The sequence below is a fragment of the Bacillus sp. PPSBB_2 genome, assembly GCF_045291115.1.
Classification (GTDB): Bacteria; Bacillota; Bacilli; order Bacillales; family Bacillaceae_G; genus Bacillus_A; species Bacillus_A cereus.
Genome location: NZ_CP147983.1, coordinates 3,009,668 through 3,033,056, shown reverse-complemented (window position 1 = coordinate 3,033,056; position 23,389 = coordinate 3,009,668). Strand labels below are relative to the sequence as shown.

Below are 23,389 nucleotides of genomic sequence, written 5' to 3'. Positions count from 1 at the left end.
GCTAAGTTACGTGGACTAGTGTGTAGCCGCACACTAGTCTTTTTTATTTATATACAATTTATAATTGGTTTATGTGATTGTATTGTTCTTTTCATACTCATTATAACACAGTGTCTTTTCATCAAGAAAGGAGACCGTATGTTCTGGTCACTATTATATAGTAGGTGCTTTTTCTTTAAACAGCCCATCCATATACTGTTTTAAACTTTGGACATAAAATTTCTGTGTATTCACATTATTTACACCGACAATGGGTGATGGAAGGTCAAATCTTTTTTCTGATAAATGAACGACAACATCAAAGATGTCAAACAAGCGAATGAAGCAAAACAGACCGTCTTTATCGCTAAGTAAAATAAAGTAATGATTTTCACTACTTGTATTTAGCGTATTCCATAAAGAACTTTTGCTTAAATCACGTACAATGCTTTTTTCTTTTAGTTCCACGAAATCTGCATTTGAGAGAATGGTAGAAATATCAATTGCATCTTGATCTTCAAAGTAGCCATCAACTGCTTGTACAGCGAATGTATAAGCCATTTTTAATATACTCATTTTATATTTACGGTTATCTAATAGTAATTCACGTTGAATAGAACTCGCTACTTTCGTTACACGTTCCTCTTTCCAAATTTCATTATGTAAGGAAATATCGTGCTTTTTACATAGTTTCATAATTAATGCATTAGAATAAAGAATTTCGTCGCTTACTTCGACAACATCAGTCTCAGCAGCCGCAAGTTCCTCACCGTGCTCATTCGTATAGAGTGGGGAATCAATTTGTCTTTTCATTTGTTCAATCTTAAATTGACTCAATTTATGCCTAATTAAAGGACGATCAATATTTGTTGTCATTTGTTCATGACAAGTATCACAAATTGAGTTTGTGAAATAATATCCACATAATATTTCTGGAATGACATATTGTTCACTAAGTTCTTTCGTATCTTTTCTGCAAATGATGCATTGTGTCATTTTTATCACCTTTACCTGCAAATTTGTATGTAATCTCATTGTAGTGTATTTATCGGTATTTTGGAATATTGTAAAGGAAAATATTATGTGAAATTCATACTTATTTTGGTACAATGAAGAGAAGTGCTAGTTTAAAGGAGGCCATTTTTTTGAAATCAAAAGTGCACTTTTGGACATTAGAAGTGCTAATGGTTGTAGGAATCATATTTATTTGCACAAAAATATCATTTTTATTTCAACCGATTGGTATCTTCATATCAACATTATTTTTCCCAATCTTAATCGCGCTTTTTTTATACTTCATATTTAATCCTGTATTAATCTTTTTGGAGAATAAAAAAGTACCTAGAAATTTAGCGATATTGCTGTTATATCTTTTTATCATAACATTAACTGCGGTTGGCGTTGGAGTAGTTGTTCCTACGATTTCACAACAGCTAATGGACTTAGTAAAAAATATGCCAGGCTACATAAAAGAGGGAAAAGTATACATACAAGAATTATCACATCATAGGTTGTTTGAATGGTTATCTACACAAAACTACGTTTCCATTGAAACAATTGAAAAAAATGCGATTGAATACTTAAAAGATATACCAAATACAATTACGTCGAGTGCAACGGCTTTATTTGGTATTATCACGAACGTTGCATTAGTTGTATTTACTGTACCGTTCATTTTATTTTACATGTTTAAAGATGGACATGCCTTTCCAGGAAAAGCGGTAAGTTTATTACCAGAGTCTTACCGTGAAGAGGGGCTTCGTATCATTAAGGAAACGAACGAAACATTATCTGCATATATTCAAGGGCAAGCGCTCGTTTGTATATTTGTAGGTGCGTTTACTTTTATCGGTTATTTAATTATCGATTTACCGTACGCTTTCGTTTTAGGAATTATCGCAGCATTTACAAACATCATTCCTAACTTAGGTCCATTTATCGGGGCAGCACCAGCTGTTATTGTAGGACTGTTCGTATCTCCGATGCAAGCCTTATACGTAATTATTATCGTAACAATTGTACAACAGTTTGAAAGTAATATTATTTCACCACGTATTATGAGCTCGAAATTAAACATCCACCCATTAACAATTATTATCCTAATTTTAGGGGTAGGAAACTTTGCTGGAATCATCGGAATGATTTTAGCAGTACCAGTTTATGCAGTAACAAAAACAGTTGTTTCGAACTTAGTGAGATTGTTTAAGACGAAGAGAAGTAACCGAAAATAGTAAAAACTGAGGAAGATACACCGCTTTTTAAGTGGTGTATCTTTTGTTTATAAATAAATAATTAAAAGCGGGTTGATTTGATTTTATTATATATTTTTTATACATCAAATTCAGTGATAAACTTGTGTGATATAAGCTCTATAAAACTATGTGGAATCCCTCTGAACTATCCAAATCATTTCCTTACAGCGTGCTATCAACATCATAATCGACTCCTTTCAATTCTATATAGTTAAACGATTAAAGGTGAGTGTAGTACTTGCTTCTACGATCTCGAATTTCATCAATAACTTGTTTATATTGTCTTTCTTGTTTTAATTCATTTTGAGATATTGTTTCTTTTTGAATCGTAATCGTTAAAAAGAAAAGGTGAAACTTCATATGTGAATTCCTCCTTTCGAATTGGAATTACAGATGACTACAGTAATGACTTTGTCTTTCTTTTACAGAATTCATAGCCTGATTAATTTGTCGTTCATGAAGCATTTCAGACTCAGAAAATTTATTTCTTTGAATGGTAATGGTTAAAAAGAATACTTTAAATTTCATAAAATAATTGCCCCTTTATAAATGATTTAGAAAAAACGAGTGTAATAAGAAATTATAGGTGACTACAGTAATGACTTTGTCTTTCTTTTACAGAATCCATAGCCTGATTAATTTGTCGCTCATGAAGCATTTCAGACTCGGAAAATTTATTTTTTTGAATGGTAATGGTTAAAAAGAATACTTTAAATTTCATAAAATAATTACCCCTTTATAAGTGATTTAGAAAAGACGAGTGTAATAAGAAGATTGACGCTCTTTTACTTCGTCCATAATATTTTGAATGTGTTGTTCACGTAAAATCTCTTTCTGTGAGAGCTTACGTTTTTGAATAGTGATTGTTAAAAAGAATGCTTTAAATTTCATGAATATATTACCCCTTTAAAATATATTTTTAATACATTTGAGTGTAGTATGAACTTTTAATGTCAGTTATTTTATCAGTCAGTTGTTTTAACTGTTGTTTACGATTGATTTCAGTTTCAGATAAAGTATTTTTTTGAAGTGCAGTCGTAAAAAAGAAAATATGAAAAGTCATAAATGAATTCCTCCTTTCGAAAAGGAATTACAGGTGATCACAGTAAAGTGCTTGGCGCTCCTTAACATCATTCATAGCTTTTTCAATTTGCTCATTATGAAGAATTTCATCTTTGGAAATTGTATTTCTTTGAATCGTAATACTTAAAAACAATACGCTAATAGTCATTGAATGTTGCTCCTTTCTTAGAAAAATAATGTAAGAGACTAAAAAATCGCGCAAAAAAACCACAGGAAGATACAGTTCTCCTATGGCTGGGCGTGAAAAAGCCACAGGAAAGTATACGACCTCCTGTGGCGAATTTATGAATTAAATGAAATAAAGTACGATTTTCAATTCTCCATTAGGGTGGTCGAATTCATATTTAATTGTCCAGAAAACACAGGTGCAGTTAACGCTAAAGTTAATGCATGTAATTGTAATTTCATCATTTCCTTCGACCTCCTTTTAGAATTTTTTTCTTACGTTAGTAAGTATATACAATTAATGGATAATTGTAAACATAAAAAATGAAAATTTTTAATTTTGATTAAAATGCGTATATTAAAAAAGGGATTTGAAAGTAAATATTGTAATTAACGAAATATCGATAAAAATGGGGGATGCTAAATGAAATATATGCATCATAACATGATCGTTATGCTAACAATTTTTTTATTCATTGCGGCTTGTTCTAACGGAGAAAGAATAAAAGATATATATGATGTTAGGTCAGATGATTTTAAGAAATATACTGGGACATACGTTGGTAATAATTCAGATGTGGTTGCAATTGTTAATCATTTACCCGGTGGTGGAACAGTTCAAAGTATAAGTTTAGAAAAGTTTGGCGGGAAAATAATAATCATGCTATATGAAAACTTCTCATTTGAGAAGTTTTTTTATTTTTATAGGTAAGCAAAACAAGTTGTTGAAGGGCAGGCTATCATAGAATATGATACATATTATAATGAGGAAAAGTTGAGGGGATAAAAATGCGTACAATTTTATTTTTTCTAAACAACATGTCCATCGATAAAATAGAGAACATTAGACATAAACATGATCCTTTAGTTGGATTAATTCCACCGCATATAACAATCGTATTCCCATTTGAAAGTTCGATTTCAAATGATGAGCTGAAATTACATATTATAAATGTATCAAAACCGATACAGAATATAGAAATTGAATTTACGAATCAAATTACAAGTGAAAGAGAATATTTGTTTTTACGAGTTGAAAAGGGGAAAGAACAAATAGAGGAACTACATAATATTCTATATACAGGACCTTTATTACAATTTTTGAAAGAAGACATTCCGTACATCCCGCATGTAACAGTCGGAAGAAAAGAAAGTGCCGAATTAGCTGCTGAAGTAGTGAAGGAGATTCCTAGTTTTCATGGGAAGTTAAATTGTTTGATTGATAGAATAAGCGTGGAGCGAATTGGAGAGAACGGGGAATCAATTATTGAATTTGAAGTGCCATTTCTAAAAAGCTGACAAAAGTCAGCTTTTTATTTCGTAGCATGAAGTAATGCACCAATTGCACCGCTATTACCACCATCTTGTAAAAAGATTGGTGTTTTATTTTGATATTCGGTGTAGCTACTAATAATATGTTGAAGTTGTACGTTATTACATAAAGTCGAACCAATATAAATAATATGTTCAATGTTTTTTGTTTCAGCGAATTGAAGGCTTAATGCAGTAACGACTTCACCGACAAGTCCTTGTACAGTAGCTAGTATATCGGAGCTACTATTATTTGATTCTGTAATGGCTGCTTTTCCGAAGTTACTAGCAGTTAAGTTATTATCGATAGGGGAAAGAATACCACCATAAATATCTCCAACCGTAATATCTAGTTCTTTTCTAGATCCTACTTTTGTTAGAGGTATTATATCTTCAAAATGATCTATATTTGTTAACAATTTTGAGAGTCCCATAATAGTCCCACCGCCAACTCCGGTTCCACCAGCGCGAATATATTGTTCATTATAAACATAATGGATAGAAGTACCTGTACCGATATTGGTTAAAATAAAATTGTTTATAGTATGTTGTTCTTCTTTTAATATGAATTGGACACCTGCAAGAGTAGCTTCAAATTCGCTTAGCTCTATTATTTTATATGAACCTGTAAGCAGTTGCTGTAATAGTTTCGATTTACCACCCGTAATACATATTTGTTTTATGCCATTGTTGTTTTTAATCCAATCTATTATTTTATGTTGTTCATGCGAATAAAATTTTTCAAAAGTTAATAGCTTTTTTTTGTTAAAATAAGCTATTTTCGTTAATGTGCCTCCAGCATCGATACCGATAGTACGTTCCATTTTCCTGCTCCTAACTACGTAATATATTTTCCTATTTACTTAATTGGTTGAGAATAGATATTTCCAACTGATATAAGGAACATTTTAATCTGCTTGATATATTAATAGTTTTTCTATAGTTACAATAGGCTGGTCGTTTACAGTTGCAATACCTTTACCAAGAACAAAACCTCGGCGATTGCGCGTTAGCTCATAATGTAAATCAAGTTTATCACCGGAATATGCTTTTCCGTGGAATTCAATTCCATCTAAAGAGGAGAGGAATCCTAGTCCTTCAGAATCACTTGTATGTACAAATGCACTAAGCTGAGCAAGTGCTTCTACAATTAACATATGAGGCATATGTTTGTGACTATCATTTATAAACCATTCGTTATTTGTAATGAGTTTATATCCTGTAACGAATTCATCTTGTTTTACATTTGTTACTTTATCAATCATTAAAAATGGATAACGATGGGGAAGTGTGTCTTTAATATGCATATGAAAGTACCTCCAATTAATAATACCCCTGCTAAAGTTAAGCAGGGGAGTCGGAATTAATTTTTAACTAATTCATTTACTTTTTCAAGAACGAAAATGCCGCTATTTCTAATGTTTTCAACAACTTGTTGCAACACTTCTTTATCTTGAACGAGTGCAATACGTACGAAGCCTTCTCCGTGAGGTCCAAATGCATGACCAGGTGTAACAACGACATTCGCACGATCCATTAATGCATAAGCGAAGTCTAGAGAAGTCCACCCTTGTGGAATTTCTGCCCAGACAAACATACTACCAGCTGGCTTATCGACATTCCAGCCAAATGTTCGGAATCCATCGACTAAAGTATCTCTCCGTTCTTGATAAATATTGCGGTTTTTCTCACAAAATGCAGCGCCATTTCTTAGTGCTGCAGATGCCGCTTTTTGAATTGGTAAAAATACACCGTAATCGGTATTAGATTTAAATTGAGTAAGTGCACGAACAATTTCTTCGTTTCCAATCATATATCCAATACGGCTACCCGCTAAACTATAACTTTTTGACAAAGAATTGATTTCTACACCAACTTCTTTAGCACCAGGTACAGAGAGGAAGCTAATTGGCTTATTACCATCGAAATAAAATTCAGCATAAGCAAAATCATGGACAACGATAATATTATGCTTTTTCGCGAATGCGATTACTTCTTTAAAGAAATCTTCATGAGCCATTGCTGGAACGGGATTCCCTGGGAAGTTTAAAATCATCATCTTTGCTTGATCGGCAATTTCTTTAGGGATGACTTCTAAGTCTGGTAAGAAATCATTCTCTTTCTTTAAAGGCATGTAGTAAGATGTTGCACCAGCCATTTGAATACCTGTTTCATAAGCTGTATATCCTGGATCAGGAACTAATATAATATCACCTGGATTTGCATAAACCATAGGTAAATGAACGAGCCCGTCTTGTGAACCCATTAATAATAAAACTTCTTTATCCGCATTTAATAAAACGTTATGAGTGTTGTTGTAATATTCAGTTACAGCTTCGTGAAATTCTTGAATACCTGATAATGTATACCCGTAGCTCTCTTTCTCACTCGCTGTATGTACCATTGTTTCTCTTACAAAATCAGCGGGCGGCATATCAGGATTTCCGATGCTCAAATCAATCATGTTATGACCTGCTGCAATTTTTTCTTTTTTATAGGCTCCTAATTCACTAAATATAGAAGATTGGAATGCTTTCATTCTAGTTGCTAACGTGTAAGTCATCAAAACCCCTCCTAAAACAGTGCTTTCATTCTGCGTTTTTAATTATTCTGAAAACACATGTTTATATTTTATCATTTTTTTATGAAAATTAAAACGATTGACAAATTTAGAGGAAGGATTAGCCTATTTTGAAAAGTATCGATGTAAATAGCGTAGATGTGTTAATTGAAATGTCTATTATAGGATTCATTTTATATAACTTAAGGTATTTTCTAGTTTTTATTAAGTATATTTCTCATGTTTTGAATGAAAAAGAATACGAAAACAAGGGCTATTTTTGTGGCCGATTTCTAAAGTGAAATAACGCAGAAAATATTTTCTGCGTCTCCTCTGAAATGTAATCATTTCTTTTTATATGTGCATAATTTTTCGGCTGTCAAAAAGTATACATTTAATGTACCGTCGGCAACTTTTAAAGTTTGGTCCGATGTAAATGAATTACCATAATCAATGTGATATACATTAGAATTTTTGACAAATGAGCCTTTATATAAATCGTCTTTATTCTTTGTTGTCTGCATTTCTACTAAATTTTGCACAATTTCCTCTTTATTTTCTTTTTTGACAACTGTTTCAAATTTATAATATACAGGGCATTCACCTTTTTTATTGTCAACGACTTCCCAAGAACCGTATATATCGTTATTGCTGCATCCACTAAGTAGGATGATTAGTATAGGAATTGTAAGTAGAACCTTTTTCATTTTGTGCTCCTTTCTTTTAAATTTGAATAAACGTGCGAATACGATAGGGATATTATAATAAATAAAGTTTAAATTTTTTTAAAGAATTATTTAATTTCATATAAAAATTTAAGAGAAATTAAATAAGCATGAATCTAGTGTAAAGTCAGATTCATGCTAGTACTATAGCCTATGTTATGTCTTTTTTGAGGATAAATAAAGAGGAAAGCAGAATCACTATTCCATTTAATATATATACGCTTGCGATCATAAAGGCTAACGTACCTGCGCCAAATCCTGCTTTATCGAATATAGAAGCAAATGTTGCGATAGTCAAAAAAATAATGGGAGTCAGTAGTAAAAATATGAAACCTGCCACGATTCTTTTTTTAAAACTATGTCCAGATAAGGAAATGGCTAAAAAGTTTAGGATGCTAAACAGAGCAATTGCAAAGAGCAGGACAATAAATACTTCGATGCCATCAGACATTTTACCACTCCTTTTATAAAGAGTACTTTTTATAATCTATTCGAAATAAAAGGGGGATACTCCTTTAGGTAATTTCAATAAACGTAATAAATAGGCGTATTATAAAACAAAGAAGTATGGATTCAATATTAGACCCATACTTCTTTGTTTATTTTATAAATTTGCAGATTGCGAATGCTGTTTTTCATAATGTTTCTGCTTAGAAAGGGAAATAGAAATAATCAATAATGAAACGACTCCAAAGATGAGAACCATATATTGTAACCCAATTGTATCTAAGAAGAAGCCTGTGCCAAGTAAGACGATTTGGAACATAACCCTCTCAAACATATTACGGAATGAGAAGAGGCGACCGTGATAACTTTTTTCCACTTTCGTTTGGAAAATCGTCGACATAATAGGGAAGAAGCAGCCAACACTAAACCCAAACAAACCAAATGATGTAAGAGCCATCCATTTTATATCGCTAAAGAACAATGACAGATGTGCAAAAGCAGTACAAACTGCGAAGAAATATAGTAATTTTTCAGGTTTGAAATGATCAGATAGACGTTTAATTACGAAGGCACCTAACATAAATGCGACACCTTCAATTGTATATATGAACCCTTTAATCGTAGGATCATGTTGCATTTCGCTAATGTTAATAACCATTAAATTAAACCCAGCTATAAATAATAGAGGGATGATACTTAATATAAGTGCTGTAAAAGCAATAGGAATTCCTTTTAAAATACGAAATACTTCCATAAAGCTATTATCTTTTGCAGCTTGTTTACTTGGTGTTGTTGATTTCTTGTCTTCGAATTGTAGGAAGAAAGTCGAGAGGAATAATAAGGCGTATGCTGCCATTGAGAAGGCATACATGTACTGTAAACTCATCACAACTAAAAGAATTCCACCTAGTGAAGTGCCTGCAATACGAGCAATTGTACCAACATTCATATGTACACCGTTCATTTGTAATAACTCATGCTCACGTACGATGAGTGGAATTACAGATTGTAATGCAGGGAAATAAAATGCTGCTGAAATTTGAAGAGCAACCATAAATGCGATCATAAATGCGATACTTTCAAATTGAATAGCAAAAAACATGAAAATAACACTTAAAACTCGACCAAACCCAGCGTAAAGAAGAACTTTTTTCTTTTCATACTGATCGATGACACGGCCAGCCATAGGTCCAACTAGAACACCGGCTAATAGTCCGATAAATAATATAACTGATTTCATGAAATCAGAAGGGACATATTTTTGCATAAATTCAAGGTTGCCAAGAATACCAAGCCATAATCCTAGACCTGCAATAAACTCCCCAATTAAAACAATCCAAACGTTTTTATTACGCCACATAACATTAAAACCTCTCCGTCTTTTAAAATGAAAAACTCGTATATAAAACCTCCTTATTTATGTATTCTTTTCATACGAACTTTTTTAGAGTCAGAGTCTATATTACGTGTTTCATAATTGGATTTCAATCTTTTTGATTGGTCAAAAATTTGATGTGTTAATTGATGAAATAAGTGAATCAAAACGTAAAAAAATTATGATTAAAGCTAATAGAAAGTAAGGATACATATAAAAAAGCAAGAACGTATAACTACGCCTCGCTTTTCTCAAGTACAAAATTAAATATTAGATTCACTTAGCAACATTTACGCTCTTGTCCAATAGCTAAAGCGCTAAAAGATAGTTGGCCAACAACTTCTGCGCTTGCACCACTAGTAAGGTTTTCTACAGTTAATGAATATTCGTGTGTTCCACTGCTAACGTTTTGATCTATAGCTTGAAATGTTTGTACGTAGAATTGTTCAGAATCTGTAGATTCAATACCTACTTGCGCATTAAAAATTTCAATGTTATCACGGAAAATTCGGAATAAAACTTGTGAAGTCTCAGTTATACCTTCTACACCAATTGTAGCGATTAATTCTACTCGATTATTACGTGAATCTCTACTTGAAATTCTCAATTTCAAATTTGCTAAAATTGCTTTATTTGGAGAAGCTGGGATTGCAAAAGTTGTTTCACCAGTTTTACTAATAGGTTGAGTAGCTTGGTAATCAATGATATGAGTCATATTCTTCACCTCCTCATATACTAGAATATGAAAATAGTGAAGAATTAGCTTGGACAAATACTAGATTATTTAATAGAGTCAACAACAATTATTGAAAAGAAGAAATTCACATAAAAGCATTAAGAATATATCACAATAAGATGATATGCTTCTTAATGCTTTTTGTAATTAAGCAGAGTATTCTTCTTTACGTACTTCAAAAAATTCATTACGTCGTAAGTAATTATAAATTTTCTCTGAAACCTCTTCTTCTTCAGACACCAAGAAACGATGATCAAAAGCGTAGAAAGATTGACCTTTAATTAATTTTACGTAATACATATTAAACGCCTCCTGACACTAGATTATTACTTGCTTCATATTTATGATGGCCTATATGTCTGCTAAAAATACTTGAAGTTTCAAAGGGGATAAGCAGAGGGATGAAAGAGCTTACAATTCTGTAAGGTTTATGTCACCTTTTTCGATAGTTTACATTCGCTAATTTCTTCTATACTACAAATAAGTTACATAAAATAAGGGGGTAAAAAGATGGATGAAGTAATTGGAGAAGTTGTAGCAGGTATTTGTGAGTTTGTAGTGGAAGTAACAGCGGATGCTATAGGAAATTTAGTTTCCGGAAATGATGAGGAAAAAGAAACATTATAATAATTTGTAAAAGAATAAAGTTGATCGAATTATAAAGGCTGATTTCTAAAGGGGATTCAGCTTTTTTATTTTTTACATTATATTAACTTAATTCGAATATTCATTTGTTATCATATTTAAGAAGCCTATATAAGGAGGTGAATAAACAAATATGTCGAATTCAGGGCCTGATTTATCTGTTTCTCGTTTGATTGTGGTAAATATAGAGGAAAAAGAATATCATTTTATTGTTCGTGAACATCCGATTGTAGGGAAATTTATATCGCTATTTGAAAATGGAAAAGAATATGGTTTAATAGATAAACAAATCGCTAATAAAGATAAATTTATTACATCGGAGCTTACTAAGTTAGATTATTTTAATATAGATGTTTTATATCTTACACCTGGGTGGATATGGATTGGTATGGATCAATTTGGTTTACATGCTCGTGAGGCTACTTATAACGAAGTAGATGTTATTATGAAGTTGAAAGAGGATTTATATTATATAGATATATATGAAGAAATAAAAATGTAGTAAATATTTAGTCAGGTTAGGGGGCAAGTTCCCGTAGCCTTTTTTTGTTTAATGAAATAACGTATAATCATATTATTTTGATTATACGGGAACGTGATGAGAAGTGAGATGAAAAGAGGATTTGAAAATACATGAAGAGAATTGTAATAATTATATGAGTCGTATATGTAAATAACAATAGAAAGAAGATGATAATATGAGTAAAGAAGAGCTTGTGAAAAAACAGTTTGGCAGTAATGCAGATAAATATGTAAATAGTAAAATACATGCTAAAGGACTGGATTTACAATATGTAGTTCAACAAGTTGAGTCTCGTCATAATAATCGTCTTCTTGATGTTGCTACTGGTGGCGGACATGTGGCAAATATGTTAGCACCCATGTTTGAAGAAGTAGTTGCACTTGATTTAACAGAACAGATGTTAGAAAAAGCAAAAGTTTTTATAAAGCAGAATGGGCATGAAAATGTATCTTTTGTAGCAGGAAACGCAGAGGATTTACCATTTGCAGACCATTTTTTTGATACAATCACATGCCGGATTGCAGCCCATCATTTTACGAATCCGGCTCAATTTATTTATGAAGTAAATCGTACATTGAAGGATAATGGATTATTCATCTTAACAGATAATGTTTCGCCAGAAAATAATGAATATGATACATTTTATAATTTTATAGAAAAAAAGCGAGACCCAAGTCATGAACGAGCTCTAAAAAAGACAGAATGGCTTACTTTATTAGAAAAAAACGGTTTGCAAATGCAGTCATGTCTTACTTTTGATAAGAAGTTTGATTTTGACTGGTGGTGTAATATGATGGATGTCCCTTTACAAAAGCGTGAAAAATTAACAGAATGTATGATGAAAGCACCAAACGAAATGAAGGGATATTTTAATATTCAATTTAAAAATAATAAAGTAGAATCGTTCTATACTGAAATGGCTATGTTTATATGTAAAAAAAGTACAACGTTAAAAAGATAAATGTGTTGCAGTCTTTCTGAAGTACGATATACTTAGTACAGAGAAACTGAGAATTGAGGAATAGTTATAATGATTCGTGTACGCATTGAAGGTTCTGAGGAAGAAATGCTTGAATTTATGGGGAAAATGCCAGACATTCCTGGATTTGAAAAGACACATATGAGAGAGCCGAGAAAAGGAAATAACCCGAAATACGATTCAAGTAAAAATGTACTTGCATATTTGTCTTATAAAAAGATTGAAGTCGCCAATAAATAGGCGACTTTTTTAGTTTGCGCTGTTTCACCGCCTTGTCTTTTTCACATAATAATAATAATAGTAGATTATGCTTAAGAGGGGTGAGAATAGTTAATAAGAAAATTATCTTTTTTGGAGATTTTGGTATTGATGACGCCGTAGCGTTAATTTATGCAAATAAAACATGTAAATTAGATATTCTAGGTATTGTTGCTGAGTACGGGAATGTATCACGAGATATCGTTACGGAAAATGTTTATTTTTTAGAAAGGTACTATGCTACACAAGTGAAAATTATTGAAGGTGCGAGTAGACCGATGACAGCTGAAGAGCCTTTGTTTTTCCCTGAAATCCACGGGGATCACGGTTTAGGTCCTATTATTCCACCTGAGATGAGAATTTGTAAACGAGAAAATTTTTGTGAATTAATCAAATTAATCGAACCTTGTCCAGAAGATATTATAATTGTGGCGACAGGGAGACTAACGACGCTTGCTACGTTATTTTTATTGTATCCAAATATAATGGATCGTATTTGTTCGTATTATATAATGGGCGGCGCTTTCCTATTTCCAGGTAATGTTACACCAGTATCTGAAGCGAATTTTTATGGTGATCCAATTGCAGCAAATATTGTTATGAAATATGCGAAAAACGCTAGCATATACCCGTTAAATGTAACACAGGGCGCGCTTATTACGCCTGAAATGGCCAATATAATAGATAAACAAGGAACTGGACAGGCGAAACTCATTAAACCAATGATTGATTTTTATTATGAGAATTTCTATAAAAAAGAATATCCGGGTATTGGTGGAAGTCCTATACACGATTTACTACCGTTTATCTCGTTTATAAATGACAGTATTTTCGAATATAAAAAATCGGCAGTGTGGATTAGTACGACAAATGATGTGACTAGGGGCCAAAGTGTAGCAGACTTTAGAAAAATAGCTGAGCCAACAAGGTTTGATGATCGGCCGATTCAAAGAATTGCTGTTGGTTTTAACTATGCAGCTTTTAAAGAAGAGTTTATGCGAACAATATTGAAGCCAGATTGTTCTTAATGTGTGTAATAACAAGTCGGATAAATCGTTAGTTCAAAAAAAGGTTTAATCTGTGTGTATTATTCTCAAAAATCTTAAAGTTGAACAACATGAATAACTTATGAAAAATGTCACATAACTAATGGTAAGCAATTGTTTCTAATTATATTTTGATTGGTGAAATGTAAAGGAGGTTATTATATGATTTGGTCTTTAATCGTCGGTGGTATATTAGGATGGCTTGCGAGCTTAATTACTGGAAAGGACGTACCTGGTGGTGTAATTGGTAATATTATTGCTGGTATTATCGGTTCTTGGGTTGGTTCGAAATTACTTGGTAGTTTTGGTCCAGTCATTGGCGGATATGCAATTATTCCAGCTTTAATCGGTGCGATTATTTTAATTTTCATCGTAAGCTTCTTATTACGAGCAATGCGAAAATGAATGTAAGGACTGTTTACATTTGTAAGCAGTCCTTTTTATATGTTATGCTAGTATTATACAATCAGGAGGTGTCAGCATTGAAATCATTTACAGTAAATTTCCATCAAGAAGATAATGCAAAAGCGACAACAGTACATAAATTAAGTGAAGAGGACTTCAATAAAGCAACTGAAAAAGGTACTCGTCATTTATTTGATTTAGATACAAACGTTGGCTTCTTCGTATTCTTTGATGCAGAAGATGCAGAAGGAAATGATCAATACTTAATGTTACAATATGAAGGGGATCATGAAGAACCAACTGCATGCTACGGATTTGATTTAAAACTATACTATCAATTTTTAGCACTATACTTAAACGATCTTGAATTCCAAGGCGAAACAGATGAGGAAGAGGAAGAATACGGTCCAATTCATCATTTAGCGCATTTACTTTATCATATTGTTGAAGATGGTAAATCAATCGAAGTGTAATATACATATTTGAAGCTGCTCTTTTTGGGCAGCTTTTTTATATGACATTGAAATGGTGTACTGTAAGCTAAATAAGGTGAAATTTTAATCAGTGGGGGTTTTGTTCATTCCCACTGATTATCAGCCCTCACCAATTTAGCTTTTACGGGCAGCAGGGCCCCCACCTAACTGCTTTGTTTCCGCTGAATTTTGAGGTGGGGATCTTACTGCCCGGCAAATAGCGGGATAAATTAATAATAGAAATTTATTTATTACTTTCATGTTAGCGTCTTAAAACACCTGTTATAATGATTGTAATTAAATTCTTGGAGGCTAATTCTATGCTTGTAGATGTAAAAGCTTTTATTAAAGCTGCAGGTTTAACATGTATTTCATCATTAAGTGGAGATAACACGTTTGCTTATAATTTTGAAACAGTAAAAAACACTATCGCTACATTTTTTAAGAAGCTAAGATTTACCGTTTAATTTCATTTCAACCAGTAGGAAAAGAGTAATCACTTCCTACTGGTTTTTTTGTTTCAAGGAGCTGTTGTGACAGTATAGATAGAGGATATTATCATTGAGAAGAGAAGGTTTAAAGAAGGAGATGAATACGATGATTAACAATATAATTCCAAGTTTTTTAAAATTATGGGAAAGTGACGATTTAGAATTAGAAGTCCTTAATTAATACTATACTTCGCATCCGGTTGATTATCGAAATGAATAAAATACAATAGGGGGTAAAAATGATGAAGGTATATTTGAAAATAGTTATGTTATTTCTTACTTTTACATGCACATTTGCATTAGCAGCATGTAAAGGGACAGACGAAAAAAAGGAAGCAAATCCAGCCTCGGAAAATAATAAAAATGAACAAAGCAATTCTTCAGAAGAAAAGAAAAATCTTGAAGCAAAACCAAGTAATGAAAAAACAATAAAACCATCAGCTGAGCAAGATTCGAAAGATAGAACACTTAATCAAAAATCAATTAACCACGTTAAAGATTTGTTTGAACTAGCAAAAGAAGGAAAGGTACCTAATGTGCCATTTGGAGCCCATACAGGGGATATTGAAGAAATTGAAAAAGCGTGGGGGAAAGCAAATAAAACCGAATATGCAGGGAATGGAATGTACGCAACTTTTACAAATAAAAATGTTGTTTTCGGATTTAATAAAGGGTCACAAGTTTTTGATGTACGCTCATATCATGCAGAACTAAAATTGATTACATTACAAGAAATTGAAAAAGCATTAGGAAAACCATCTTCAGTTAAAGAGAATGGTGAAGATAAAATATATGTATACAAAGTAAATAACCAGTATGAATTGAAATTTGTCATTCCAAAATCGACTGGTAAGGTCGATCATATTTCCGTATTTTCGCCAGAGGATAGTATTAATAAAATGGCAGGATAAGAAATTAAGTGATTTCAAAAACACCTCACTTTCTTGAAGTGAGGTGTTTTTAGTTGTAAACAAGGAACGTCTCCTGTCATATAAAACATACTTTCATATGCAAAATACTTCACTTTTGTTTTTTAATATTCATCCAATAAGAAATATTGATCTACTGAAAAAGTAGTAACCTATAAATTATGTGTAGGATGGTTCACGATTTTTTTACGTTCCAAACTTTGAACAAATAGCGCTTGAACAATACCTCCAACTAATAAGAAGCTAGCACAAATATAAAACAGTATACTTCCATTTAACTTACTTAATATAACTGCACCAATAATTGGTCCACACGTTCGAGATATATCCCAGTGTATACCGTAAATTGAAAAATATAAACCACGTTTATCATGAGGTGCAATTTCTGAAACGAATCGTAATAAATGGTTTAGAGCAATACTTTCTCCAATGACTAAAAAGAGTAAGGTGAAGAATAACGACAATATCGTCGTTGAATAACTAAAGCCAACTGCAGCTATTGTATAGCAGGCGTAAGAAATAAGGATGATTTTCGCCATAGAAAATCGTTCAGACCATTTTACGAGGAAGATTTGTAGAATGATTTCCAAAATGGCTTTGCATGTTGAAATAAATGCGAGTATGAATACGAGATTAGGAAATACATGTTCTGCAAAAATACGATAATTCGTCTCAGTTTGTGCATAAAAAAAGCTAATAGGAAGTGTAGAAACCATAAGACCGAATATGGCGTAATGTTTAAAAGCAAATTGCTTTGGTGAACTTGCCTCAACTGTTTGTTTCGACTTACTTATAGGTGGAACAGTTTCTGGGAGCTGGGTCCAAACAACAACGGCATATATCGTAAGAGTTACACTTTGCACGATAAATAAATATTCTGGGTGAGTATTATAAAAACTTGCACCGATTAAAGGGCCGACTACGGATCCGATTGCTCCCATCGTTTGTAGGAGAGCAAAAATTTCTGCTTGCTGCTCTTGTTTTGTTAAATCAGCAATTTGTGCACGTTGAGCTGGAATATATAAGGAACGGCCAATACCATTAATGACATATAACAGTGCAAATATAAAAACGGATTGAGCGAAAACGAAACTACCGATTGCAACACCTTGTAGTAATAATCCGAGTAACATAATCTTTTTTCGGCCATATTTATCAGTAATTCCTCCAGCAATAAGTGTAAATAAAATGTCTGAAAGTGGCTGTAATCCGAAAATTAGCATAGTTATTATTACATTGCCGTTTAACATTTTATTGACGTAAATAATCATAATGAGAGCTAACATAGATTCAGTCGTTCGGGTTAATAATTCACCACACAATCTAATAAAAATAGGTTTATTGTAACGAAGTAAGAGATAATTCAATATTAATTCCTCCTTTCTATATTGAAATGATAAGATGAAAGGAGAGTTGGAAAAAGGGTAGAAACTATAGGGAGGATTTTTCACCTTTTAGGGGGAGTATGATGTTTATTTTAGATCAATACATTGAACTATGGATTGCTTATGGAAAAGGAAAAAAAGAGGGAGAACGATTGGAAGTAACAGTGCAAAATATATCTGGTACATTATTTTGTACAGAGCGCAATAGTAAATTAATTATAAAAAAATTAGATGAGTTAAATTGGATTAAGTGGTTTCCAGGTCGCGGCAGAGGAAATCGGTCTAAGTTAATATTTCAAAAGCACCCGATATCTTTACTTTTAGATAGAGGAAAAGAAATAACGAAAAAAGGGGATGTGAAAAGCGGAAGTATATTTGTGGAACGCTATAGCTCACATTTTCCATCGGTAAAGGGAGAATATCATTCCTGGGTGGATTCAATATTTGGTCATAAGGTTGAAATGACATCTGAAGGGAGAAGAGATGTACTCCGGTTGCAAGTACAAATGAATTTAGATATCACATTAGATCCTGTATACGCTACAATGCGCTCAGAATGCCATATGGTAAAACATATATTCGACACACTCGTGTATGTAGACGGTAATACAAACATTATAGAGCCAAGACTTGCATTTCACTGGGAATATAATGACGCTGAAAAAATATGGACGTTTTACTTACGAAAAGGAGTTCACTTTCATAATGGAAAACAACTTACTGCACATGATGTTATATACTCGTTGAATCGATTTATGAAGCTGGAAAATAATGCACACGCATGGATGTTACAACACGTTGAAAGTATCCGTTCAGTGGATGACTACGTTTTCGAAATTCAATTACATACAGAAAATCGAATGTTTTTACATATGCTAAGTGCAGAACAGTGTTCTATCGTGAATGAAGATGAAGCAGGAGGGCTAATTGGAACCGGGCCTTTTCAATTATATAAAAGTAATGAAAATCTGTTCATTTTAGAAGGACATCCTTTATATTTTCGTGAAAGACCTTTTTTAGATCGTGTTGAGTTGTGGAATGTAGAACAAGGTGTAAGTACATACGATGTTTTAGTAAAGGCGCAGTATAAAGATAAAGAAAAACATAATAAAGAATTGTCCCGGCTTGAGTCGAACGTGACATATATAACATGTAATCTTACGAAAGAAGGACCAATGCAAGATGCGTTATTTCGGAAAGCGTTATATAACATCATTCATGGTTATACAATCGTTCAAGAACTCGGCGGAGAACGTGGAGAAGTGGCAAAGAAACTAATATTAGCAAATGAAAGCATAGTAGATATTGACGAAGATATCGAAAGTTTAATTAAAAGGAGTACTTATCATAGTGAAGTGCTACAACTCTACACATTTACAGGACGAGATCATGTTGAAGATGCACAATGGATACAAAAAGAGTGTGCGAAGTACGGGATTCGTGTAGAAAATAATTTTCTTGAGATAGAAGAGCTATTGGAAGTAAGTACGATACAAAAGGCCGATATGATGCATGATAGTGCCACAATAAGTGAACGAATAGAAGATAGTTTATTATATATGTTTCTTACAAAAAATAGTTTTATTCATGGACAAAGCAGCATGGACTTTCATGAAAAGTTGTCTCCTTATTTTAGACAAGAAGAATTAGAGAAAAGAGTTACACTGTTACGCGATATCGAGGATACTTTGTTACGTCAAATTCATATTATTCCTTTATATCGTAATAAACAAGAGGTAAGTACACATGAAAAAGTTCAAAATATAATGATTAATTCACAAGGTTGGATTGATTTTTATAATATTTGGTTTAAATCTTGATATATAAGGGCTTTTGCACATTTTCATAAGATGTGTAAGAGCCTTTTTGTATGTGAGAATAGGTTTGTTTTACACATTGTTACGCTACTTGTGATAAAAGTCTATTTACAGCGTAACAGTGTTATGTTACATTGTTATCAGGAAGGAGTGTTATACAGTTGAGTACAGATTTAATTTCAAAAAAAGATTTATTAGAACTAACTGGTATTTCATACGGACAGTTATATAGGTGGAAAAGAAAAAATTTAATTCCGGAAGATTGGTTTGTACGAAAATCAACGTTTACAGGTCAAGAGACATTTTTTCCGAAAGAAAAGATATTAGAGCGTATCGATAAAATCCAAACGATGAAAGAGGATTTATCACTTGATGAACTAGCTAACATGTTTTCACCGAGTGTGAGAGAAATTCTTTTAACAAAGGAAGACATTTTATGCAAGGGAATTGCATCAGAACCAGTTTTACAATTTTTCATAGAACAAACGAATAAAACAGCAGAGTTTCAATTTGTAGACATTCTTTATGTGTACATGTTAGAAGAATTACTACAATCAGGAGAGATTAGTTTAGAAGAAGGAAAAATGGTCTTGCAAGTTTTACGTGAAAATTATGAAGCAATGAAACATAAAACTTGTGACTTAATCATCGTCCGAAAGTTAGGGATTTCTACATGTTTATTAGTTTCAAACGTGGACGATTTAATTTTTGAAAAAGGCACCAAAATCGTTTTACGCGAAGCGATTATGAAATATACCGAAGCATTAAAAACTAAATTGTTGTAGTGGAGGAGAAAGTATGCGTACAGATAATTTGATTATAAATGGTTACGGTTCATCGAATGGCGGCGAGTTTCATAAAGTGCAATTAAACGGAAAAGGAACTGTGAATGGAAATGTTGAATGTGAGCAATTTGAATGTAACGGTTACGGTGCAGTTACTGGTGATTTGAAAAGTAGCAGTGCACGAATTAGCGGATCTGGTAAAGTTGATGGTACAGTTCATGCTGAAACGATGCGAATTGATGGAAAAGCAACAATTACGCAAAATGTAAAAGCAAACAGTTTGAAAATTGCAGGAAAAGGTACGATAGGTGGAAATGTCACTGGTGAAGAATTTAAAGTCAATGGTCAAGCTACAATTGACGGTAATTGTGAAGTGGATACTTTTTCTTCAGAAGGACAATTTACAATCGGTGGTTTATTAAGCGCAGATGAAATTAATATAAATATTCACGGTACATGTCGAGCGAAAGAAATTGGTGGTCAAACGATTAAAGTAAGACATAGATCAGGTACATTTAGTAGGTTATTTAAAACAGTGTTTGGCTTGCAGTTAGAAGCTGAACTATTAGAAGGTGACAATATCGATATTGATTATGCTCATATAAGAACGGTAAGAGGAAACAATGTTACAGTAGGAGCAAACTGTGAGATTGAACTGATTGAATATACCGGTGTTCTTACTGTTGATAAAAATGCAAATGTAAAAGAAATTAAGCAGGTTTAACGGAAGGGAGAAATCAGTATGGAACATCCACATAGTCTCACAGTAAATGGTTCTGGTAATTCAGCAGGCGGAGATTATAATAAAGTGAAGATTCGCGGTGAAGGAACAATTACCAATGATATGAGTTGCAATGAGTTTAAAACGTACGGAACGAGTGATGTACACGGTAATGTGAAAGTGAAAAACTATGTCGTGTATGGAGATAACGAAGTACAAGGAAATGTAGATGCGGAATATGTAAAAGTATATGGTAATACACAAATTCATGGTGATGCTCATATTGAAAAAACAAAAGTTAGAGGTATGATAGATATTGAAGGAAAGTTTTCAGGTGATTTCGTAGATGTAAAAGGTGCTTTAAATGTAAAGGGAGATATTGAAGTAGAAGATTTATCATTAACTGGTGGTCTTGAAAGTGATGGATTACTTAATGCTGAAAATATTCAAATCTCACTTCGTTATGAAGGCAGTAAGGTAAGAGAAATTGGTGGTAAAAAGATTACTGTTCGTAAAAAAGCGAGATTTATTCCTTTTACTAGTCATGCTGGAAACCTCCAAACTTCGATTGTTGAAGGAGATGATATCTATTTAGAACATACGATTGCTGAAGTTGTAAGAGGCAACAACGTCACAATTGGTCCTGGATGTGAAATTAGTGTTGTAGAATATCATACTAGTTTTAATCAAAAAGGTAATGCAGTCGTAAAAGAACATAAACAAATATAAGTAGTATGAGGGAGAGCAAGAGATATGGTTGAGAAGAATAATAAGCTCGGCTTTGTTGTGGCGGGCTTATTGCTAGGTATTTTAATGGCATCGATGGATAATACCATTGTCGTAACGGCGATGGGAACAATCGTTGGTGACTTAGGAGGCCTCGAAAACTTTGTATGGGTCGTTTCTGCCTATATGGTCGCAGAAATGGCAGGCATGCCGATTTTCGGTAAGCTATCAGATATGTATGGTAGAAAGAGATTCTTTATTTTCGGTTTAATTGTCTTTATGATTGGTTCGGCACTTTGTGGTACTGCTGAAAATATTACACAGTTAGGTATTTATCGTGCCATTCAAGGTATTGGCGGCGGGGCATTAGTGCCAATCGCGTTTACTATCGTTTTTGATATTTTCCCACCTGAAAAACGCGGGAAAATGGGTGGTTTATTCGGAGCGGTATTTGGATTATCTAGTATTTTCGGGCCATTACTTGGCGCATATATTACCGATTACATTAGCTGGCACTGGGTATTTTATATTAACTTACCACTTGGCATTTTAGCACTTATTTTTATTACATTCTTTTATAAAGAATCACGCGTTCATAGAAAGCAAAAAATTGATTGGTTTGGCGCAATTACTTTAGTTGGTGCAGTAATTTGTTTAATGTTTGCTTTAGAACTAGGTGGACAAAAATATGATTGGGATTCTAGCTTTATTTTAAGCTTATTTGGTGGATTCGCCATTTTAATCATCGCATTCATTTTTATTGAACGAAAAGTAGAAGAACCAATTATTTCATTTGAGATGTTTAAGCAGCGCTTATTCGGAATGAGTACAATTATTGCTTTATGTTACGGTGCTGCATTTATGTCAGCAACTGTGTACATTCCGTTATTTATTCAAGGTGTATACGGTGGTACCGCAACAAACTCAGGATTATTACTTTTACCGATGATGTTAGGATCAGTCGTAACAGCGCAGTTAGGCGGATTTTTAACAACTAAACTTAGCTACCGAAACATTATGATTATTTCTGCGGTTATTATGCTAATTGGACTATTCTTATTAAGCACGTTAACACCAGAAACAAGTCGTGCATTATTAACAGTTTATATGATTATTATCGGATTTGGAGTCGGTTTCTCATTCTCTGTACTAAGTATGGCAGCTATTCACAACTTCGGTATGGAACAGCGCGGGTCTGCGACTTCAACGAGCAACTTCATTCGTTCGTTAGGAATGACACTAGGCATTACAATCTTCGGAATGATCCAAAGAACAGGTTTCCAAGATCAATTAGAAGAAGCATTTAAAGGGATGAGCGGGGGAATGAATACAAACGCTTTAGGGGATTCAAGAGCTATTCTATCAGAATCGGCAAGATCTCAAATCCCTCCGCAAATATTAGATAAGATTATTGACGCTCTTTCTAGTTCAATTGTTCAAACATTCATGTGGGCATTGGTACCAGCTGGATTAGCATTCATATTCATTTTCTTTATGGGAAATGAGCGCATGGTAATTAAGAAACAACAAACGAATAAAAAGAGTGAAACATCAAAAGCGTAATGAAAAAGCT

At 33.0% G+C, this 23,389-nt stretch carries 31 protein-coding genes and 1 pseudogene; 16 read left to right on the top strand and 16 right to left on the bottom strand.

Annotated features, from left to right (window positions below; translation table 11 throughout):
* Window positions 1-153: 153 nt before the first annotated feature.
* Window positions 154-975 (bottom strand): HNH endonuclease, encoded by an 822-nt coding sequence (locus tag V6946_RS15250; protein ID WP_000189709.1) that lies wholly within the window; start codon window positions 973-975, stop codon window positions 154-156.
* 149 nt (window positions 976-1,124) lie between these two features.
* Between V6946_RS15250 and V6946_RS15245 the strand changes: the two genes are divergently transcribed.
* A complete protein-coding gene (locus V6946_RS15245) occupies window positions 1,125-2,210 on the top strand; it encodes an AI-2E family transporter (protein WP_000837892.1) in 1,086 nt (361 codons plus the stop codon).
* Window positions 2,211-2,450: 240 nt separating this feature from the next.
* Here the strand turns inward: V6946_RS15245 and V6946_RS15240 are convergent, their stop codons facing one another.
* Genes V6946_RS15240 through V6946_RS15215 form a run of 6 tightly spaced genes read right to left on the bottom strand, consistent with a single transcriptional unit; the run spans window position 2,451 to window position 3,462 of the window.
* On the bottom strand, window positions 2,451-2,591 hold the full coding sequence (locus tag V6946_RS15240; protein WP_000668497.1) for a YrzI family small protein: 141 nt from the start codon (window positions 2,589-2,591) through the stop codon (window positions 2,451-2,453).
* 27 nt (window positions 2,592-2,618) lie between these two features.
* Complete coding sequence (locus V6946_RS15235) at window positions 2,619-2,759, bottom strand: YrzI family small protein (RefSeq protein ID WP_000669816.1); 141 nt, start codon at window positions 2,757-2,759, stop codon at window positions 2,619-2,621.
* Window positions 2,760-2,811: 52 nt separating this feature from the next.
* Window positions 2,812-2,952 carry a YrzI family small protein gene (locus V6946_RS15230; RefSeq protein ID WP_000669805.1) on the bottom strand — a complete coding sequence of 47 codons (141 nt, stop codon included), beginning with the start codon at window positions 2,950-2,952 and terminating at the stop codon, window positions 2,812-2,814.
* Window positions 2,953-2,978: 26 nt separating this feature from the next.
* The gene (locus V6946_RS15225; RefSeq protein ID WP_000668963.1) at window positions 2,979-3,122 is read right to left on the bottom strand and encodes a YrzI family small protein; all 144 of its coding nucleotides are present in this window, start codon (window positions 3,120-3,122) and stop codon (window positions 2,979-2,981) included.
* Window positions 3,123-3,150: 28 nt separating this feature from the next.
* Window positions 3,151-3,294, bottom strand: coding sequence for a YrzI family small protein (locus tag V6946_RS15220; protein ID WP_000142708.1), 144 nt, complete (start codon window positions 3,292-3,294; stop codon window positions 3,151-3,153).
* A gap of 27 nt (window positions 3,295-3,321) precedes the next feature.
* A complete protein-coding gene (locus tag V6946_RS15215) occupies window positions 3,322-3,462 on the bottom strand; it encodes a YrzI family small protein (RefSeq protein ID WP_000156193.1) in 141 nt (46 codons plus the stop codon).
* 441 nt (window positions 3,463-3,903) lie between these two features.
* Here V6946_RS15215 and V6946_RS15210 point away from each other — a divergent pair.
* Window positions 3,904-4,134: pseudogene (locus V6946_RS15210) on the top strand (DUF4825 domain-containing protein); the annotation flags it as partial.
* Between the two features lie 134 nt (window positions 4,135-4,268).
* Entirely contained in the window at window positions 4,269-4,778 is a 510-nt protein-coding gene (locus V6946_RS15205; protein ID WP_006920226.1) for a 2'-5' RNA ligase family protein, read from the top strand.
* A gap of 14 nt (window positions 4,779-4,792) precedes the next feature.
* On the opposite strand, the gene coaW is transcribed toward V6946_RS15205, so the two are convergent.
* The 8 genes from coaW to V6946_RS15165 all read right to left on the bottom strand — a co-directional run bounded on the left by coaW (window position 4,793) and on the right by V6946_RS15165 (window position 10,933).
* Window positions 4,793-5,614, bottom strand: coding sequence for a type II pantothenate kinase (coaW, locus tag V6946_RS15200; RefSeq protein ID WP_000442501.1), 822 nt, complete (start codon window positions 5,612-5,614; stop codon window positions 4,793-4,795).
* 84 nt (window positions 5,615-5,698) lie between these two features.
* Window positions 5,699-6,097 carry a 3-hydroxyacyl-ACP dehydratase FabZ family protein gene (locus V6946_RS15195; protein WP_000547648.1) on the bottom strand — a complete coding sequence of 133 codons (399 nt, stop codon included), beginning with the start codon at window positions 6,095-6,097 and terminating at the stop codon, window positions 5,699-5,701.
* Between the two features lie 56 nt (window positions 6,098-6,153).
* Window positions 6,154-7,353 carry an LL-diaminopimelate aminotransferase gene (locus tag V6946_RS15190; RefSeq protein ID WP_000222701.1) on the bottom strand — a complete coding sequence of 400 codons (1,200 nt, stop codon included), beginning with the start codon at window positions 7,351-7,353 and terminating at the stop codon, window positions 6,154-6,156.
* 341 nt (window positions 7,354-7,694) lie between these two features.
* Window positions 7,695-8,057 carry a hypothetical protein gene (locus tag V6946_RS15185; protein ID WP_000757017.1) on the bottom strand — a complete coding sequence of 121 codons (363 nt, stop codon included), beginning with the start codon at window positions 8,055-8,057 and terminating at the stop codon, window positions 7,695-7,697.
* 169 nt (window positions 8,058-8,226) lie between these two features.
* Window positions 8,227-8,526 (bottom strand): hypothetical protein, encoded by a 300-nt coding sequence (locus V6946_RS15180; protein WP_001279462.1) that lies wholly within the window; start codon window positions 8,524-8,526, stop codon window positions 8,227-8,229.
* 153 nt (window positions 8,527-8,679) lie between these two features.
* Entirely contained in the window at window positions 8,680-9,882 is a 1,203-nt protein-coding gene (locus V6946_RS15175) for an MFS transporter (RefSeq protein WP_000269261.1), read from the bottom strand.
* Window positions 9,883-10,177: 295 nt separating this feature from the next.
* Window positions 10,178-10,612, bottom strand: a complete 435-nt coding sequence (gene exsC / locus V6946_RS15170) for an exosporium protein ExsC (protein WP_366981465.1) — start codon at window positions 10,610-10,612, stop codon at window positions 10,178-10,180.
* Between the two features lie 168 nt (window positions 10,613-10,780).
* Entirely contained in the window at window positions 10,781-10,933 is a 153-nt protein-coding gene (locus V6946_RS15165) for a YqbF domain-containing protein (RefSeq protein WP_000291905.1), read from the bottom strand.
* A 478-nt stretch (window positions 10,934-11,411) separates the two neighbouring features.
* Between V6946_RS15165 and V6946_RS15160 the strand changes: the two genes are divergently transcribed.
* The 8 genes from V6946_RS15160 (at window position 11,412) to V6946_RS15125 (ending at window position 16,364) form a co-directional block, all read left to right on the top strand.
* On the top strand, window positions 11,412-11,780 hold the full coding sequence (locus V6946_RS15160; protein WP_000071478.1) for a hypothetical protein: 369 nt from the start codon (window positions 11,412-11,414) through the stop codon (window positions 11,778-11,780).
* A gap of 196 nt (window positions 11,781-11,976) precedes the next feature.
* Window positions 11,977-12,762 carry a class I SAM-dependent methyltransferase gene (locus tag V6946_RS15155; protein ID WP_000031301.1) on the top strand — a complete coding sequence of 262 codons (786 nt, stop codon included), beginning with the start codon at window positions 11,977-11,979 and terminating at the stop codon, window positions 12,760-12,762.
* Window positions 12,763-12,831: 69 nt separating this feature from the next.
* Window positions 12,832-13,020, top strand: a complete 189-nt coding sequence (locus tag V6946_RS15150) for a DUF3970 family protein (RefSeq protein ID WP_000621873.1) — start codon at window positions 12,832-12,834, stop codon at window positions 13,018-13,020.
* A gap of 80 nt (window positions 13,021-13,100) precedes the next feature.
* Window positions 13,101-14,066 carry a nucleoside hydrolase gene (locus V6946_RS15145; protein ID WP_001223682.1) on the top strand — a complete coding sequence of 322 codons (966 nt, stop codon included), beginning with the start codon at window positions 13,101-13,103 and terminating at the stop codon, window positions 14,064-14,066.
* 180 nt (window positions 14,067-14,246) lie between these two features.
* Entirely contained in the window at window positions 14,247-14,489 is a 243-nt protein-coding gene (locus tag V6946_RS15140; RefSeq protein WP_000638306.1) for a GlsB/YeaQ/YmgE family stress response membrane protein, read from the top strand.
* Window positions 14,490-14,566: 77 nt separating this feature from the next.
* Window positions 14,567-14,962: a hypothetical protein gene (locus tag V6946_RS15135; RefSeq protein ID WP_000834883.1), complete on the top strand. Its 396-nt coding sequence runs from the start codon at window positions 14,567-14,569 to the stop codon at window positions 14,960-14,962.
* A 320-nt stretch (window positions 14,963-15,282) separates the two neighbouring features.
* Complete coding sequence (locus tag V6946_RS15130) at window positions 15,283-15,429, top strand: hypothetical protein (protein WP_000959548.1); 147 nt, start codon at window positions 15,283-15,285, stop codon at window positions 15,427-15,429.
* A 263-nt stretch (window positions 15,430-15,692) separates the two neighbouring features.
* Window positions 15,693-16,364 (top strand): YjgB family protein, encoded by a 672-nt coding sequence (locus V6946_RS15125; protein ID WP_002204763.1) that lies wholly within the window; start codon window positions 15,693-15,695, stop codon window positions 16,362-16,364.
* A 170-nt stretch (window positions 16,365-16,534) separates the two neighbouring features.
* Here V6946_RS15125 and V6946_RS15120 read toward each other — a convergent pair whose 3' ends face one another.
* Complete coding sequence (locus V6946_RS15120) at window positions 16,535-17,749, bottom strand: MFS transporter (RefSeq protein WP_001108463.1); 1,215 nt, start codon at window positions 17,747-17,749, stop codon at window positions 16,535-16,537.
* Window positions 17,750-17,850: 101 nt separating this feature from the next.
* Between V6946_RS15120 and V6946_RS15115 the strand changes: the two genes are divergently transcribed.
* From V6946_RS15115 to V6946_RS15095, 5 genes are all read left to right on the top strand, one after another.
* A complete protein-coding gene (locus tag V6946_RS15115; RefSeq protein ID WP_366981468.1) occupies window positions 17,851-19,587 on the top strand; it encodes an ABC transporter substrate-binding protein in 1,737 nt (578 codons plus the stop codon).
* 158 nt (window positions 19,588-19,745) lie between these two features.
* Window positions 19,746-20,369, top strand: a complete 624-nt coding sequence (locus tag V6946_RS15110; RefSeq protein WP_000102241.1) for a YhbD family protein — start codon at window positions 19,746-19,748, stop codon at window positions 20,367-20,369.
* Between the two features lie 13 nt (window positions 20,370-20,382).
* Window positions 20,383-21,093 carry a polymer-forming cytoskeletal protein gene (locus V6946_RS15105; protein ID WP_001258384.1) on the top strand — a complete coding sequence of 237 codons (711 nt, stop codon included), beginning with the start codon at window positions 20,383-20,385 and terminating at the stop codon, window positions 21,091-21,093.
* A gap of 18 nt (window positions 21,094-21,111) precedes the next feature.
* Window positions 21,112-21,819: a polymer-forming cytoskeletal protein gene (locus V6946_RS15100; RefSeq protein WP_000400903.1), complete on the top strand. Its 708-nt coding sequence runs from the start codon at window positions 21,112-21,114 to the stop codon at window positions 21,817-21,819.
* Window positions 21,820-21,843: 24 nt separating this feature from the next.
* Complete coding sequence (locus V6946_RS15095; protein WP_000229612.1) at window positions 21,844-23,379, top strand: MDR family MFS transporter; 1,536 nt, start codon at window positions 21,844-21,846, stop codon at window positions 23,377-23,379.
* Window positions 23,380-23,389: the final 10 nt, after the last annotated feature.